The sequence below is a fragment of the Nonomuraea composti genome (genome assembly GCF_012034275.1).
Taxonomy (GTDB): domain Bacteria; phylum Actinomycetota; class Actinomycetes; order Streptosporangiales; family Streptosporangiaceae; genus Nonomuraea; species Nonomuraea composti.
In genome coordinates, this window is record NZ_JAATEP010000021.1 from 53,179 (window position 1) to 68,799 (window position 15,621).

At 70.9% G+C, this 15,621-nt stretch carries 14 protein-coding genes; 8 read left to right on the top strand and 6 right to left on the bottom strand.

Annotation, left to right across the window (positions count from 1 at the left end; genetic code table 11):
- Positions 1-116: 116 nt before the first annotated feature.
- A complete protein-coding gene (locus HCN51_RS27805) occupies positions 117-1,853 on the bottom strand; it encodes a CDP-glycerol glycerophosphotransferase family protein (RefSeq protein WP_206067961.1) in 1,737 nt (578 codons plus the stop codon).
- Positions 1,854-1,879: 26 nt separating this feature from the next.
- Positions 1,880-3,346: a bifunctional cytidylyltransferase/SDR family oxidoreductase gene (locus HCN51_RS27810; RefSeq protein WP_168013138.1), complete on the bottom strand. Its 1,467-nt coding sequence runs from the start codon at positions 3,344-3,346 to the stop codon at positions 1,880-1,882.
- 112 nt (positions 3,347-3,458) lie between these two features.
- Here HCN51_RS27810 and HCN51_RS61515 point away from each other — a divergent pair, with 112 nt between their 5' ends.
- The 6 genes from HCN51_RS61515 to HCN51_RS27840 all read left to right on the top strand — a co-directional run bounded on the left by HCN51_RS61515 (position 3,459) and on the right by HCN51_RS27840 (position 9,274).
- Positions 3,459-4,877, top strand: a complete 1,419-nt coding sequence (locus HCN51_RS61515; protein WP_168013140.1) for a CDP-alcohol phosphatidyltransferase family protein — start codon at positions 3,459-3,461, stop codon at positions 4,875-4,877.
- Between the two features lie 91 nt (positions 4,878-4,968).
- A complete protein-coding gene (locus tag HCN51_RS61520; RefSeq protein WP_206067962.1) occupies positions 4,969-5,577 on the top strand; it encodes a DUF5941 domain-containing protein in 609 nt (202 codons plus the stop codon).
- Positions 5,578-5,654: 77 nt separating this feature from the next.
- Positions 5,655-6,389, top strand: coding sequence for a phosphocholine cytidylyltransferase family protein (locus HCN51_RS27825; protein ID WP_080042904.1), 735 nt, complete (start codon positions 5,655-5,657; stop codon positions 6,387-6,389).
- A gap of 28 nt (positions 6,390-6,417) precedes the next feature.
- Positions 6,418-7,458 (top strand): iron-containing alcohol dehydrogenase family protein, encoded by a 1,041-nt coding sequence (locus HCN51_RS27830; RefSeq protein ID WP_168013294.1) that lies wholly within the window; start codon positions 6,418-6,420, stop codon positions 7,456-7,458.
- Positions 7,436-8,203, top strand: coding sequence for a CDP-alcohol phosphatidyltransferase family protein (locus HCN51_RS27835; RefSeq protein ID WP_168013142.1), 768 nt, complete (start codon positions 7,436-7,438; stop codon positions 8,201-8,203). The genes HCN51_RS27830 and HCN51_RS27835 overlap by 23 nt, the downstream gene beginning before the upstream one ends.
- Before the next feature lie 186 nt (positions 8,204-8,389).
- Positions 8,390-9,274: a glycosyltransferase family 2 protein gene (locus HCN51_RS27840; protein WP_080042901.1), complete on the top strand. Its 885-nt coding sequence runs from the start codon at positions 8,390-8,392 to the stop codon at positions 9,272-9,274.
- A 6-nt stretch (positions 9,275-9,280) separates the two neighbouring features.
- Here the strand turns inward: HCN51_RS27840 and HCN51_RS27845 are convergent, their stop codons facing one another.
- Positions 9,281-9,994, bottom strand: coding sequence for an acetoacetate decarboxylase family protein (locus HCN51_RS27845; protein ID WP_168013144.1), 714 nt, complete (start codon positions 9,992-9,994; stop codon positions 9,281-9,283).
- Positions 9,995-10,100: 106 nt separating this feature from the next.
- Between HCN51_RS27845 and HCN51_RS27850 the strand changes: the two genes are divergently transcribed.
- Positions 10,101-10,547, top strand: coding sequence for an RNA polymerase sigma factor (locus HCN51_RS27850; protein ID WP_168013146.1), 447 nt, complete (start codon positions 10,101-10,103; stop codon positions 10,545-10,547).
- Between the two features lie 13 nt (positions 10,548-10,560).
- On the top strand, positions 10,561-11,448 hold the full coding sequence (locus HCN51_RS27855; RefSeq protein ID WP_168013148.1) for a hypothetical protein: 888 nt from the start codon (positions 10,561-10,563) through the stop codon (positions 11,446-11,448).
- On the opposite strand, the gene HCN51_RS27860 is transcribed toward HCN51_RS27855, so the two are convergent.
- The 3 genes from HCN51_RS27860 to HCN51_RS27870 form a co-directional block, all read right to left on the bottom strand.
- The gene (locus tag HCN51_RS27860) at positions 11,445-12,407 is read right to left on the bottom strand and encodes a glycosyltransferase (protein ID WP_168013151.1); all 963 of its coding nucleotides are present in this window, start codon (positions 12,405-12,407) and stop codon (positions 11,445-11,447) included. The genes HCN51_RS27855 and HCN51_RS27860 overlap by 4 nt on opposite strands.
- A gap of 56 nt (positions 12,408-12,463) precedes the next feature.
- The gene (locus tag HCN51_RS27865; protein ID WP_080042896.1) at positions 12,464-13,696 is read right to left on the bottom strand and encodes an acyltransferase family protein; all 1,233 of its coding nucleotides are present in this window, start codon (positions 13,694-13,696) and stop codon (positions 12,464-12,466) included.
- Positions 13,697-13,873: 177 nt separating this feature from the next.
- Entirely contained in the window at positions 13,874-15,523 is a 1,650-nt protein-coding gene (locus tag HCN51_RS27870; protein WP_168013153.1) for an LCP family protein, read from the bottom strand.
- Positions 15,524-15,621 lie beyond the last annotated feature (98 nt).

A 15,621-nucleotide genomic window follows, 5' to 3' on the forward strand; every position in this document is an offset into this window, starting at 1 on the left:
ACCCCCCCTTCCGTCCGTCCCCCCCCCCCGCCGTACTACGGCGGGGTCCTTTTTGGGGAGGAAAGCGCAGCACGCTGCGGAAGCCGCTGTGCGCGGGAGGCCAGGGCCCGGCGGGGTCAGTGGCCGGAGAAGACGCGTTCCACGGCCGCGTTGAAGCGGGTCAGGGCGTCCGGGTACTCCGGGCCCAGCAGGTAGCTCCTGAGCTTGACGCGGGCCCTGGCCAGCGTGTCCTCCCCGTCCAGGAACTCCGCCAGCCCCGACAGGTCCGCGCCCAGCAGCACCCCGGCCTCCGTGCTCGGGTACCGCTCGTGGAAGGCCCGTTCGGGCAGTCCAGCCACGTTCGTCACCGCGTACGGCTTCTCGCTGGCCAGGAAGTCGGCAACCACGCTGGAGATGTCGCTGATGAGCAGGTCGCATTCGTTGAAGCAGTCGTACAGGTGCGGCTCGGGCCCGGTGACGACGAGGTGCCTGATGTGCGGGGCGGTGTCGCCGGTGCGTGAGGGGTGGCGCGCCTTCGACTTGGCCAGCTCGGCCGCCTCGATCATGGCGACGATCTTGCGGTGGGCGCGGGTGGCGCTCTTGTCGCGGTGCCCGGTCAGCGGGTGCGGCTTGTAGATGACGCGCAGCGGCGGCTGGTGGTCGAGGAGCGCGCGGACGATGCGCGGGCCCATGGTGATGAGCGAGGTGTGGAACAGGTCGTCGTTCCAGCCCTCCCAGGTGGGCGCGTACAGGACGGTCCGGTACGGGTGCCCGGGCCCCTCCGTCTTGATGCCCTGGAGCTGGGGCCGCCCGACCTCGTGGATGTTCTCGTCCCTGACGCCCACCTTGGCCCGCCGGTAGCGGTCGCGGCCGGCCGGCCCCGCCACCCACACCTCGTCGTACACGCGGGAGAACGGGTTGAACGACGCCTCCTTGTCGCTGTCGCCGTGGTTGAGGAACGCGCTGCGCAGGGTCGGGATGCGCAGCATGTGGACGTTCCTGCCGACGTTGGCCACGTACAGGCACAGCTTGGCCCCGGCCAGCGCGCGGAAGCTCATCAGGTCGGCCGACGACGGGATGCACACCATCGGCAGCGTCGTGGACTCCAGGTGCCGGGCCATGCCGCGCTCGCGCAGCACGACGATGGCGCGGCGGGAGATGCGTTCGAGGGTGGGCAGCCACATCCTGGCCTGGTAGGCGGCGGCGGTGGCGCCGGAGAAGTAGAGGATCACCTCGGGGCCGTACTTCTCGACCTGCTCGCCGACGACCTCCAGCACCCGGGCGCGGTCGGTGAGCGGTGCGGCGCGGCGCACGTACGGGATGAGCGCGAGCGCCCCCGCCAGGCCCGCCACGAGGGCGAGCGCGGCGCCGGCGGTGGCGGGGACGGCGCCGAGGACGGCACCGAGGACCGGCAGCGCGTCCGCGTACAGGAACGGCACGCTGCGCGGGTCACGCAGCAGCCTGGGCGGCATCCTGGGGATGCGCAGCGCGGAGACGTCGAGGTTGCGGGTGGTCACCGGCATCCTGCTGAGCATCTGGCGCAGCCGCAGCGCCAGCCCCGTGTGCAGGGCGCGCACCACGTGGACGGCCAGCATGCCCGCCGCCAGCGCCGCGAACCACGGCAGCTCGGCCCCCGCCGTGCGCGCGACCAGGAGCAACGCCATCGTCTCCCGGGCCGCGAAGCGCAGCGTGATCCCGAGGTGCACCTTGCCGAGCAGCTCGGGCAGCGGGCGTCCGGCGCGCGGGGCCGCGTACTCGACGAGGTACGAGGCCGCCGCCACCACGCCGAACAGCACCGGCGCCGGCCACAGGGCCGCCACCAGCAGCGCCGGGTAGCAGGCGAGCAGCGCCGCGATCACGATGAGTCTCCTCATGTGATCGCACCGTAACAAGGCTCAGGTCAAGCGCCGTCCACGCGGGCGTCTATGACTTGCCCTGATAGGTCGGAGATGAGGATGTCCAGCGAGGTCTGCGCGACCACGAGCGGAGAGGCGCCGGTATTGACGCAGTTGACCCTGATGCCGTCGGCGGCCCACTCGCGGGCCAGCGCGCGGGTGAGCCCGGCGACCGCCGCCGCGCCCGACTCGTGCAGGGCGCCGGAACCCGGCGGGACGTGCAGCAGGAGGCTGCGGCGCAGGTGGGGGCGGGCGGCCCGGGCCACGTTCAGCGCACCCAGGTGCCCGGCCGCCACCGCGTCGGCCACGGTCTCGCCGCTCGCCCTGGACAGGTCGCCGGAGTGGCCCGTGCCCGCCACCAGCACCACGTGATCGGCGCCGCCCACGTCGTCGAGCGCCTTGGCGACGGAGTCGAAGTCCTCGACCCGCACCCCGTCGCCGGGGGTCAGCACGTGCACGGTGGCGCCATGGGCGGCCGCCTGCGCCGCGACCTCGGTGGCGGCGTGGGCGGCTGCCTCCGCCACCGGCCCACCGCCCCCTACCGTCCCGCCGTACTTCGGCTGAGGTCCTTCAGGGGAAGAAGAGGGTGCGTCTGGCGCGAGGTGCCCGGCCCGAGGGGTGGGTGCGGTGCCGGGCGCGAGGTGCCCGGGTCGAGGGGTGGGTGCGGTGCCGGGCGCGAGGTCTCCGGGTCGCGGGCCGGGGGCGAGGATGACGATCACCTGGCCGGACAGGGCGGTGCGGTCGCCCGCGGGCACAGGCGGCGGGAGGCGGAAGAGGAGGTCGGCGATGTGCAGGTCGGCGGGGTGGGTGACCTTGATGTTGCGTTCGCTGCCCGCCACCAGGTGGATCGGCACCTCGGGCAGGTACCGCAGCACCACCCCGCAGTCGTCGGTGGCGGGCAGGCCGGCGAAGCCGGGGTCGGCCATGGCCAGCTCGTACGCCCGCCGGATCACCGACAGCCGGAAGCACTGCGGCGTCTGGCTGCGCCGCAGCCGGGAGCGGTCGAGCACCTCGCCGATGGCGCCCTCCGGGGTGGCGACGAGGACCGTGTCGGAGCTCGGGATCGCCACGTTGACGGCCTCGTGGGTCTCCAGCGCCCTGACACACTCCGTGATGATCCGGGGCTCCAGGAGCGGGCGTACGGCGTCGTGCAGGAGCACGTTGCACTCGTCGGTGCCGAGCGCCGCCAGCGCCCGCCACGTGCTCTCGGTACGGCTGGAGCCGCCGTCCACGACCTTGCTGACCTTGCGGTATCCGCCCCGGGCGACGATCTCGCGCACCCGGTCGGCGTAGCCGGGGGTCATGAGCACCACGATCTCGTCGATCTCGGGCGCGGCCTCGAACACCGCGAGCGAATGCTCGATGATCGTCCGGCCCGCGACTTCGATGAGCTGCTTGGGCGTGCCGAGCCCGACCCGTTGTCCCACTCCGCCCGCGAGGAGCACTCCTACCGACCGCAGCCGTGAATCCATACCGGCAGCGTAACGGTGCTGTTCCGTGATATCGCGTTGACCTGTCGCTACGCTGTGTCTACGCACCCCCCGAGACCACGTGCTCCACCCCGACCGGGAGGAGACCTGAGCTTTGCCCGACTCATTGATCCGCGAAAGCGCGACCACCTCGGTCCTGCTGCTCGCCACGACTCCCGCGTGCAGGTTGCTCACCGGCGACGGCACGCTGCTCGACCGGCTCGGCGACCAGCTCGCCACGCTGCCCGTGCGCGAGGTCCAGGTGATGACCGCCGCGGGCGGTCTGGCGGCGGACCTGCGCGGGGTCGCGAAGATCGCGCGCACCACGGCGGGCGCCGTGGCGGTGCTGACCGCCGACCTGGTGATCCACACGGAGGCGCTGGCGATGCTGCTGGAGCATCCGGCGCACGGCACGGCCGCGCTGATCTCGCACGACGCGAGCGAGGGCCCGCTGCGCCCGCCGGTGCGGGTGGAGGGCGGCGCGGTCGTGGCGGCGGGCAGCTCGTTCCATCTCGTCCCCGAGTCGAACGGCACGTTCATGGGCGTGCTGCAGACGGGGGAGGCCGACCTGGCGTCGCTGGCCGACGTCGCCGAGGAGCTGGCGGAGCTGGCCGACGCGGGCAAGCTCGGCCCCGTCACCCCCGTCGAGGCGGTGGACCTGCTGCTGGTCGGGCTGGTCAGGTCGGGGGTGAGGGTGCGGGCGGCGAGCATCGGGCGGCTGCGCGCCGACCGGGTGACCGGCCAGAACGCCGCCGACGCCGCCCTGGCGAGGCTGGCCGAGGTGGACGAGGCCAGGGTGCGGCTCGACGCCTCCGTGAAGGAGGACGACGGCTTCTTCGCCACGTTCTTCGTCTCCTCCTGGACCCGCCACCTGATCAAGCCCAGCGTGCGGCTCAAGCTCAGCCCCAACACCGTCACCGGCGTCTCGGCGGGGCTGGCGCTGCTGGCGGCCGTCTGGTTCTCGGCGGGCAGCGAGGCCGGGCGGCTGGCGGGGGCGGGGCTGCTCTACCTGTCGTTCGCGCTCGACTGCCTCGACGGGCAGCTCGCCCGCTACACGCGGACGTTCTCGCCGCTGGGGGCGTGGGCCGACGGCATGTCCGACCGGCTCAAGGAGTACGCCGTCTACGTCGGCCTGGCCTTCGGCTCCGCCGCGCCCGACATCTGGTACCTGGCGGTGGCCGCGATGGTGCTGCAGGTCGTCCGGCACGCGATCGACTTCACGTACGCGGGCGCCGTCACCGACGCGGCCCGGGTCGGCGCCATGTGGGGCAGGCCCGCGCGCTCGCTGCTGGAGTCGCAGGACGTCCGCCGCGCCCCGGGCGGCGTGCTCAAGCTCGCCCGGCGGCTCGAACGCGACACGATCGCCCGCTACCTGAAGAAGATCATCGTGCTGCCGATCGGGGAGCGGATGGCCCTGATCGCCGTCACGGCGGCGCTTTGGGACGCCCGGGTCACGTTCGTGGCGCTGCTCTGCTGGGGCGGCGTGGCGGCGCTCTACCAGCTCATCGGACGGATCGCGAGGTCCGCGAGGTGATCGCGGCCCCCACCACCAGGATCGCGAGGTCCGCGGTGATCGCGGCCCCCATTACCAGGATCGCGAGGTCCGCGAGGTGATTTCGGTCCACATGACGCCCGTTCCCGGCAGCACGGTCGTGGCCTACCGCGACGACGGGCCGCTCTCGCGCGCCATGGGGCTGCTCGTGGCCGGGCAGCTCCCGCCGCTGCCGCCGGTGCTGGCCGGCACGTTCGTCACGGGCGTGCTGCTGATGCTGGGGGTGGCGGGCACCGACGGGCTGGCGGTGTTCGCGCCGGCGGTGACGCTGCTGCTGGCCGGGCCGGGCAGCACGCATCCGCACGACGGCAGGTTCGACTGGATCGTCCCGCCGATCCTGCGGCTCATCGAGTACACGTTCATCGCGGCGTGCGGGTTCGCCCACGAGGTGCACCCGCTGTTGATCTTCGCGTTGCTCGGCGCCCTGGGGTTCCACCATTACGATCTGGTCTACCGGTTGCGCCAGCGCGTCTACCCGCCCGCGTGGCTGCCCACCCTGGGGCTCGGCTGGGACGGGCGGATGATGGTGGTCTCCCTGGTCGCGCTGTCGGGCTGGCTGACCGGTGGCTACGCGCTGCTCGCGATCTACCTGTGGGCGCTGTTCGGCTGGGAGAGCCTGACGTGCTGGCTCGCCGCGCCCCGATCCGGGGTGGAAGCGACCGATATGGGAACGCAAGACTAACGCCGGATTACCCGCACGGGGGCCAAAGACGAATACTCTTTGGGCCATCGGAGTCATGCTCGACTGAGGAGTGCACGTTGCTGGGAATGGTTCTGGCCGCTGGAGCCGGACGACGCCTGCGGCCGTACACCGACACGCTGCCCAAGGCGCTCGTGCCGGTCGACGGCGAGACCACGATCATGGACATCTCGCTGCGCAATCTCGCCGAGGTGGGCCTGCGGGACGTCGTGGTCGTCGTCGGGTACGCGGCGCAGGCCGTACACGAGCGTAAGGACGCCCTGGAGGAGCGGCACGGCGTCAAGCTCACCCTCGTGCACAACGACAAGGCGGAGGAGTGGAACAACGCCTACTCCCTGTGGTGCGCGCGCGACTACTTCGCCCAGGGCGCGCTCCTGGTCAACGGCGACACCGTGCACCCCGTCTCGATCGAGAAGACGCTGCTGGCCGCCCCCGAGACCAGCGACATCCTGCTCGCCGTCGACAACGTCAAGCGGCTGGCCGACGAGGAGATGAAGGTCACGCTCTCGCCGGAGGGCTCGCTGCGCCGCATCACGAAGCTGATGGACCCGGCCGAGGCGTACGGCGAGTACATCGGCGCCACCCTCATCAGGCCGGGCGCGGCCGACCGGCTGGCCGACGCGCTCAAGGCCACGTTCGAGCGTGACCCGCAGCTCTACTACGAGGACGGTTACCAGGAGATGGTCGACCGCGGCGAGGTCATCCACGCCGCCCCCATCGGCGAGGTCGACTGGGTCGAGGTGGACAACCACGACGACCTGGCCAAGGCCCGCGCCATAGCCGTTCACTACTGAGGGGGCGCGGATGCCGCTTCTAGCGAGGATGTTGCCGGCGCCGCTGACCATGGACGTCAGGCGCGGCGCGGTCGCCCAGCTCGGCGCCCTGCTGGCCGACAGCCGCGTGGCGACCTCCGGCAGGGTCGCGGTGGCCGTCGGCATGGGCCAGGGCGACCACATCGAGAGCCTCATCGCGCCCACGCTGGGTGAGGCCGAGGTGTTCAGGGTGGCCGACGGGTCGGTCGACGCGGCCGTCTCGCTCGGCGCCGACCTGCGCAAGGCGGCCTACGAGGTGGTCGTGGGCGTGGGCGGCGGCAAGACGATCGACGTCACCAAGTACGCCGCGTCGCTGGCGGGCATCCCCATGGTGGCGGTGGCCACCAACCTCTCCCACGACGGCATCTGCTCGCCCACCGCCTCCCTCGTCTACGAGGGCGGCAAGGGCTCGTTCGGCGTGCCGATGCCGCTGGCGATCCTGGTCGACCTCGACTTCGTGCACAACGCGCCGGAGTCGCTGGTGCGGGCGGGCGTGGGCGACGTGGTGAGCAACCTGTCGGCCATCGAGGACTGGCAGCTCGGCAACGTCGAGCGCGGCGAGCCGATCGACGGGCTGGCCTGCTCGATGTCCCGCACGGCCGCGGAGGCGCTCATCGGGCGCACCGACTCGATCGAGTCCGACGCGTTCCTGACGGTGCTGGCCGAGTCGCTGATCCTGTCGGGCATGTCGATGGTCGTCGCGGGCTCGTCCCGGCCCGCGAGCGGTGGAGATCATGAGATCCTTCATGCCGTGGATCAGCTCTTCCCCGGCACCTCCAACCACGGCGAGCTCGCCGGCATCGGCGCCGCCTTCTGCTTCTTCCTGCGGCAGGACGACGCCCGCGTCAAACAGGTCGTCGACTGCCTGCGCCGGCACGAGCTGCCGGTCGTCCCCGGCGACATCGGGCTGAGCGCCGAGCAGTTCGCCGAGGTCGTCGCGCTGGCCCCGGCCACCCGTCCCGGCCGTTACACGATCCTGGAGCACCTGCGCATGCAGGACACCGAGATCCGCGAGCGGGTGGGGGACTATGTCCGGGCCTTCGGTAGCTGAGCTGCGCCAGGTGGCGCAGCCGCCCGGCCACCTGGAGCGCAGGAACGGCGAGCACTGGGCGGGCGTGCTCTACATGCGCCGCCTGTCGATCTACGTCACCTGGATGTTCGCCAAGACCTCCGTCACGCCCAACCAGCTCACCTGGGTGATGACCGTGGCGGGGGTCGCGGCCGGCTTCGTGCTGGCGCTGCCGGGGCTGTGGGCGGCCGTGCTGGCCGCCCTGCTGATCCAGGTCTACCTGCTGCTCGACTGCTCCGACGGCGAGCTGGCCCGCTGGACGGGCAAGACCTCGCTGGCCGGCGTCTACCTCGACCGGGTCGGCGCGTACTTCGCGGAGGCGGCGGTGCTGGCCGGGCTGGGCTGGCGGGCCTCCGAGGTGCTGCCCGACTGGTACACCGTGTGCGGCTTCGCCGCCGCGCTCGGCGCCATCCTCATCAAGGCCGAGAGCGACCTGGTGGAGGTGGCCAGGGCCAAGGGCGGGCTGGGGGCCGCGAGCGAGGCGGCGGCCGTGCAGTTCCGCTCCGGGCTGCTGGGGCTGGGGCGGCGGGTGCTGGCCGCCACGAAGTTCCACCGGATCGTGCAGCCGATCGAGCTGTCCATGCTGGCCGTGGTGACGGCGGTGATCGACCTGGTCATCGGCGCCCCGACGGCCACGCGGGTGCTCGTCGTGGCCTGCCTGGTGGCCGCGGCGCTGCAGACCGTGCTGCATCTGATCAGCATCATGGCGTCGAGGCGACTAGCTTGATGCCGGGCCTGGAACCACAAGGGCTTCCCGTCCGTCGTATTGATCGGACCTCCGCCGTTCGGTGGGGGTTCATCGTCGGTTCCGATACGCTTAGCTTCACCATTCCCAGACCATGCAGACCAGCAGACTCGGTGATCATGAAAGAATGCTCCGCTCGTGCTCTCAACGCGTCAGGACAGTGATTCGTTGAAGATCTCGTGCGTCATCCTCACCATGGGCAACCGGGTCGCGGAGCTGAACCGGGCGGTCGAGTCCGCGCTCAACCAGGTCGACGGCGACGTCGAGGTGGTGATCGTAGGCAACGGTGCCGACGTGCCCGAGGTGTCGGCGACGCCACCCGAGGGGTCGGCCGCGGTCGTGAAATCGATCCGGCTCGACCAGAACACGGGCATCCCCGCTGGCCGTAACCGGGGCGTCGAGGAGTGCTCGGGAGACGTCGTGCTGTTCCTCGACGACGACGGCTGGTACGCCAACCCGAAGGTCGTCTCGCACGTACGCGACCGCTTCGCCACCGAGCCCGACCTGGCCGTGATCTCCTTCCGGATCATGGACCCTGACGGCAGCGGCAGCCAGCGGCGCCACGTCCCGCGCCTGCGCGCCGGCGACCCGCAGCGCTCCTCCCCGGTCACCACGTTCCTGGGCGGGGCCTCGGCGATCAGGCGTTCGGCCTTCCTCCAGGTGGGCGGCCTGCCCGAGCGCTTCTTCTACGCGCACGAGGAGACCGACCTGGCCTGGCGGCTGCTCGGCGAGGGCTACCGCATCGAGTACGACGCCGAGACGGTGATGTACCACCCGCAGGTGCCGCCCACCAGGCACGCCGAGTTCCACCGGCTCAATGCCCGCAACCGGGTGTGGCTGGCGCGGCGCAACCTGCCGTGGCCGCTGGCGTTCCTCTACCTCACCAACTGGGTCGTGCTGACGGTGATCCGGGAGCGGGGTGCGTCGGGGGCGCTCAAGGCGTGGTTCTCGGGCTTCTTCGAGGGGTTGCGCACGCCGGCGGGCGAGCGCCGCCCCATGGCGTGGAGCACGGCCTGGCGGATGGTCAAGCTCGGCCGCCCGCCCATCGTCTAGACGTCTCTACACCTCGGTGGCCTCGCCGAAGCTCATCTCGGCGTGCGAGATCGTCGTGCTGAACATCGCCCGCTTGGGCAGCCCCAGCTCGCTCAGCTCCTTGGCGATGGGATGGTTGCCCAGGCGGATCAGCGCCCCGCTGGGCCGCACCCTGGCGCCCTTCGACCGCACGGTCCAGGGGATGCGCCGGGTGATGCCATCGCGGTGCGTGTAGGCGTCGAGCGGCGCCATGGCGGCCCCCGCGGGCACGGGCAGCCCCGGTTTGATCAGCATGTCGAGCACGAGCCGGCCGTCCTTGCGCAGGATGCACCTCTTGTACGGCGACGACAGCCGCAGCTCGATGTCGGCCAGCTCCTTCGGGAACCCCCACAGCGTGCGCCCGGCCTCCAGCGTGAACTGCTGGTCCACCGGCAGCCAGTGCACGAACACCCCGGCCTGCCGCAGCTCGCCCGGCCCCATCGAGCCGGAGGCGCCCGGCGGCCGCACGAGGAAGGCCATGCCGAACTCGTGGTAGGTGTCGAGGTCGCCGTCGCGGTAGTCGACGAACAGCAGTGCGCAGACGGCCTTGCCGGGCAGCACCTCGGCCACGTCGAGCCCTGAGTACGCGATCACCGCCCGGGCGGCGTCGGCACGCACCGGGTAGAGGGCACTGCACACCTCGGCGTCCCTCACTCGTACGGGCATGCTCACCGTCCGGCCCTGGATCTGATGCGATGCCATGACTCCAAGTACATCAACCATGAAGGCGTGTGACCATTCCCGCCCCGGTGCCGTCTACGTGTGATGTGACAACGGACAGACCACGGGGGGCACCATCATCGAGGACTTGTACCGCGAGCACTGGGCGCTCGTGTGCGGGTTCCTCCTGCGCCGGACGCGTGATCCCCACCTCGCCGAGGACCTGGCCCAGGAGACGTTCGTCAAGGCGACCAGGGCGCTGCTGGGCTGGCGCGGGGAGAACCCGGCCGCGTGGCTGCTCACGATCGCGCGCAACGTCCTCATCGACCACGTGCGCCGGACGCGGCGCGAGCTGCCGCTGCCCGAGCCGGACGAGCTGGGCGCGCCGGCCTTCCACGTGGACTCGCTGGAGGTGCGCGACGCCCTGGGCCGGCTGCCGGAGCGGCATCGCCGGCTGCTGGCGCTGGTCTACTTCGAGGGCTTCTCGCTCGTGGAGGTGGCCGCGATGACCGGCAGGAAGCACAACTCGATCAAGACGGCCCTCTGGCGGGCCAGGAACGCGTTCGCCGAGACCTACGGAGTCCCCCATGACTGATGATTTTCCGGAAATGCCAGACTTCGACCCGAAGCTGACCAGGAAGGCCGTCCGCCGAGGCCTGCTCAGGACGACCGCGAACGTGCTGGCGGTGCTGCTGGCGCTCGCGCTCGTGGCCACGATCGGCTCGTCCCTCGTCCAGCAGCGCGGTGACCGGGAACAGCGCATGATGGACGTGCTCGGCACCGCCTTCAAGCTCTACAACCCGGCCTACAACGTGAGCGTGGGTGACTGCTGCGAGACCACGCCGTTGTCGATGTCGTTCCAGGTGACCGCCTCCGCGCTGCGGCCCGTCGGGGGCTTCTGGCCGGATGGAGGCGACACCTACACCATCAGCCAGGACTTCTTCGGGCGTGTGGGCCGCCTGCCCCTGGGCAGTTCCGCCGGCACCCGGCTCTCCATCTCGCTGTTCGACGTCGGTGGCACGCAGGCGCCCAAGGACCAGGTGCGCAAGGTGTTGGCGAGGCTGCCCGACGGGCTCAACGCGCTGGCGGTGGTGGAGTTCGCCACGCCGCTCAAGGAGGCAGAGCTGAAGGAATTCCTCAGCCGGAACAAGGCGTGCGCCGACAAGGTGGTCTACGAGCGCAGGACGAGCTCGCTGCCCATCACCTGGGGCGACACCACCTGGGACCGCGGCGAGCTCCCCGAGGGGAAGCAGGGGTGCGGGGTCGGGCTGGACAACTTCCGGGCCTGGGTCCGCCTGTTGCGCGAGCACGACGACGCGAACCTGCGCAGCTTCGACCTGTCCCTGGCCCGCCTGCGCAAGGCGGCCACGGAGGGCCTGGCCTACGCCTACGTGGACCAGCTCTCCTCGGTCGAGGAGCTGCGCGAGCTCATCGAGGACCCGCGCGTGCGCACGGTCCGCCTGGCCGACGTCACCTTCGACCTCGACCGTCCCTAGACGGCCAGGGCGTGCCGGGTCACGCCCGCCCACGACTCGGCGCGGCGCACGAAAGCCTCGGCGTGGTCGGGCCAGTGGTGGCGCAGCCGCGCCTGCGCGTGCCCCGCCTCGCCCAGCTTCAGCCGCCGCGCCGGGTCCTCCTTCAGGTCCAGGACGGCGTTCAGCACCGCGTCCACGTCCAGCGGCACGACGAGCCCGCACCCGACGCCCTCGACCAGCGAGGCGCCCTGCGGCGTCGTGATCACCGGCAGGCCCCTGCCCATGTAGTCCATGATCTTGGTGGGCGGGGTGCGGACCGTGTCGTCGGCCAGCGACAGCCCGGCCAGCGCCCCCTCGGCCATGCGCAGGGCGTGCCGGTTGGGGACGTACCCGAACCAGTCGAGCAGGCCCACCCGCTGCGCGTCCCGCAGCAGGGGGCGCACGTCGCGGGCGGCGGCGCCGATGAGGTCGAGCCGGATGCCGTGCGGGACCAGCCGCTCGGCCAGCCCGATCAGCTCGCTCACGCCGCGCTCGGCCGACAGGCGGCCGATGTGCACGACCCTGGTGTCGCCAGGAGAGGGAGGGCTGGGCGACACCAGGGTCGCTTCGGGGACCACGGCCGGCGTGATCACCCGGTGGCGCCTTTCGGCGCGGGCGAGTTGCTTGGGGGTGACCTGCTCCCGCACGTCCCAGACGACCGGAGGCCGCCGGTACGGCAGCGCCCGCAGCAGCCGGTGGTCGTGCACGATCAGCAGGTCTGCGTCCCGCACGCCGCGCCTGAGCGCGCTTCGCGCCCGGCCGTAGGAGGCGTGGCGGGCCACGTCGATCGCGGTCAGGCCCATGGCGGGGGTCACGTTGAAATAGGTGAAGGGCGCGACGTAGGTCACCTCGTGGCCCGCGTCGAGCAGCGCCCGGATCTGCCGGTGCATGATCCGGGCGTCCTCGGGATGGTGGACGGTGGTGGCGACACATGCGCGCATGTGTCGATGCTGAGCGCTTACCAGGTCAAAGGCGTTAATGCGGAGGGAACGGCCGCTTAACTTCGTGAGGGGCGCCGATAGAGCCAGGTCAGGCGGGGCTCCAGCACCCACTTGAAGACGGTGCGGGTCTCGGGCAGGCACAGGATGATGGCCAGGGCGAAGCAGCTCGCGCTGATCGCCAGCACGCCCAGCGGCCCGTACAGCCACGGGACCGACAGCCAGCCCATCTCCTTGGCGATCAGCACCGGGATGCCGTGCAGCAGGTAGCAGTAGAGGGTGCGGGTGCCGAGGTCGGTGTACCAGGTCTCCTTCCTGGGCACCAGCGCCAGCACGGCCAGGCACATGGCCAGCGCGCAGACCAGCAGCCCGACGCGCAGGCCGAGCCCCATGTACCAGGACAGGTCGAGGTCCTGGTAGCTGTTCTTGTAGTAGAACGGGCCCAGCTTGGCGCCCCTCGACGCGAGGAAGACCGCCACCGCCGCCGCGCCGAGCAGGACGAACCCCGACACGATCTTGATCCAGCGCCGGTTGAGCAGCTCGAAGTGCTCCGGCTGGAGCACCAGGCCGATCACGAAGAACGGCAGCAGGCCGAAGAACCGGTCCATGCTGAAGTCACCCGAGATCTGCGAGAACCCGGCGAACAGGTAGATCGCGATCGCCACCGGCACGGGATACTTCATCCGCTTCCACACCGGTGTGGACAACCGCCAGAACAGCAGCGCCAGCAGGTACCAGTTGAGCCACGCCGGATCGATGATCGTCAGGCTCCACTTCTGCCCGAGGGCGGTGCGGAGCGCGGCGTAGCCCACCTCGACGATCACGTACGGGACGAGGAACGTGTCGACCAGCTTGTTGGTCTTCGCGTTGGAGTTCCAGAAGTTTCTGGACAGGTAGCCGCTGATCACCACGAACAGCGGCATGTGGAAGACGTAGATGAAGATGTAGGCGGCCCGCGCCGAGTCGGCGGCCAGGGTGGGCACCAGCGAGTGCCCGATCGGCACCAGCGCGATCAGGATGAACTTGACGTTGTCGAGGAACGGGTCGCGCTTGCGCTTGGCCGGCTCGGCCGCCGGCTGCGGCTGCTCCTGACGCCCCTCGCCGGAGTCCGGCCCCTCGGCGATCGCCGCCTGCGGCGCGGTGCGCTCGCCCGGCGCGATGCCGTGGGGATCGGTGGACTCGCTCCAGAACGCCTCCTCCGGCAACGGCCAGCGGGCCCCGGTGTTGGCGGGCCCCTGCTCCTCGGGGCTGCGCTGGGGCGTGGCCGGTGGGGAGAACCTGGTGTCAGACACAGAAGGAGTCGCTCAGCTTCGCTCGGGGCCGGGGAATCACGACGACAACAGGGTCGGGAAAACCCTTGCGGCTTCGTGTCGCGCTGCGTCGCCAACCCGCAACAGACTATCCCGCCCTCGCGGGTCCTGTCTCTCGCAGAGCCGCGAAACGCCCGGTTCCACAGGAGATTTGGAGCCTCAGGTGCACACGTTCTTCTGCTCCGAAGCGGTGATGGAGTTGTTCTTGACGCTGTCGGGCAGCTCGGTGACCTTGACCGAGTCGAAGTCCTCGCCCACCACGAGCTGGATGACCGGCGTGCCCTTCACGGCGGCCCCCGCCGTGGTGGCGGTGGTGCCCGCCGCGGGCGTGTACGGCTGCACGTTGGTGGCCCGCACCTTGCCCGAGGCGGCCTGCGGCTTGGGCAGCACCGCTCCGCCGAGCTTCACGGCGTGGGCGGTCGCGGTGTCGGTCTTGGTGTAGTGGATCTCGCTCTTGGCCAGGCTCGCCCCACCGGGCGGCGCGTAGTTGCCCAGGCTGACGACGTTGTAGCCCTCCTTGGCGAGCTGGTCGGCCACCTCGCGGGCCTTGCCGAAGGTCTTGGTGCCGTTGAGCACCTGGACGCGCACCTGCTGCGGCTTGACCGCGGCGGCCTTGGGCTGGTTGTTCGCGGTCGGCTCCGGGGTCGCGACCTCGGTGTCGGTCCTGATCGCCTTGAACAGCTCGGTGGCGTCCGGCTCCTTCCAGACCACCCGGTTGGGGTCGTCGGGGGCCGGCCCCCAGGGCACGGTGATGAACTTGACGCCGTTGGCCGTCATCTCCTTGGCGCTCATCGCGATGTTGATGAGCTCCTCGGTGTCGTTGGCCAGCTCGGGGTCCATCGTGACCGACTTGCCCGCCGCCGCGACGAACTCGCGCAGCCGGCCCACGTCGGTGAGCAGCTCGCTGCTGGTGGCCTTGGCCACGACCTTGCTCAGGAAGATCTGCTGGCGCTTGATGCGCTGGATGTCGCTGCCGTCGCCGTAGTGGCGCAGGCGCACGTAGCCGAGCGCCTTCTCGCCGTCGAGGCGGCTCTTGCCGGCCGGCAGCACCAGCTTGGACGCCTTGTCGTTGACGGCCGTCTTCAGGCAGATCTCGATGCCGCCGAGGGCGTCGACGATGTTCTTGAATCCGCTGAAGTTCACCTCGACGAAGTGGTTGATGCGGATGCCGGTGAGGGTCTCGATGGTCGAGATCGTGCAGGCGATGCCGCCGGAGTTGTACGCCGAGTTGATCATGTCCCGGCGGGCGGGCATCTCCTGCTTGGTGGTCTCGTTCTTGCACTTGGGGATCTGCACCAGCGAGTCGCGCGGAAAGCTGATGAGCTGCGCCTTGTCCCGGTTGGGGGAGATGTGCATGAGGATGATCGTGTCGGTGCGCTTGCCGCCCGCGTCGGCCTGGCGGGCCAGCGCCTGCCCGTACTTCGCGTTGCCCGCGCCCGCCCGCGTGTCGGAGCCGACGAGCAGCACGTTGAGCGCGCCGGTCGCCGGGGGCCGCGGGTTGATGATGTCTTCCTTGACGCTCTTCTGGTTGATGTTGCCGAGGCTGTCGCGGAAGGCGGCGTAGGCGGTCAGCGTGCCGGCGACCATGACGCCGGTCAGGCCGACGCTGACCCAGGCCAGCACGCGCATCTTCGTCTTCTCGCCGTTACCGCCGCCGGAGCGGTGCCCGCGCGCGGGCCGGTCGTCGGGCGGTGGCGGCGGCGGTGCGGCGGCCGCCTGGCGGCGGGCCATCCTGCTGCCGGGTTGTGTGACGGCCGTCCGGCGGTCCTGCACGGGATCGACTACCGGTACGCCCCTGTAGTCACTCATACGCCCCCTAGCCCTACTCCTTGCGCCGCCGGATTGATCGCTCCGCGCCACGAGACTAGGTCACGTACGGCGTGCACCGAGCCATGATCATGGGGAAT

Excerpts from the sequence above, each read along its gene's own strand:
- HCN51_RS27810 (WP_168013138.1), bottom strand. The coding sequence starts at position 3,346 with ATGGATTCACGGCTGCGGTCGGTAGGAGTGCTCCTCGCGGGCGGAGTG.
- HCN51_RS27835 (WP_168013142.1), top strand. The coding sequence starts at position 7,436 with ATGTCCGGGCCTTCGGTAGCTGAGCTGCGCCAGGTGGCGCAGCCGCCC.
- HCN51_RS27845 (WP_168013144.1), bottom strand. The coding sequence starts at position 9,994 with ATGGCATCGCATCAGATCCAGGGCCGGACGGTGAGCATGCCCGTACGA.
- HCN51_RS27805 (WP_206067961.1), bottom strand. The coding sequence starts at position 1,853 with ATGAGGAGACTCATCGTGATCGCGGCGCTGCTCGCCTGCTACCCGGCG.
- HCN51_RS27870 (WP_168013153.1), bottom strand. The coding sequence starts at position 15,523 with ATGAGTGACTACAGGGGCGTACCGGTAGTCGATCCCGTGCAGGACCGC.
- HCN51_RS27860 (WP_168013151.1), bottom strand. The coding sequence starts at position 12,407 with ATGCGCGCATGTGTCGCCACCACCGTCCACCATCCCGAGGACGCCCGG.
- HCN51_RS27830 (WP_168013294.1), top strand. The coding sequence starts at position 6,418 with ATGTTGCCGGCGCCGCTGACCATGGACGTCAGGCGCGGCGCGGTCGCC.
- HCN51_RS27855 (WP_168013148.1), top strand. The coding sequence starts at position 10,561 with ATGCCAGACTTCGACCCGAAGCTGACCAGGAAGGCCGTCCGCCGAGGC.
- HCN51_RS61520 (WP_206067962.1), top strand. The coding sequence starts at position 4,969 with ATGACGCCCGTTCCCGGCAGCACGGTCGTGGCCTACCGCGACGACGGG.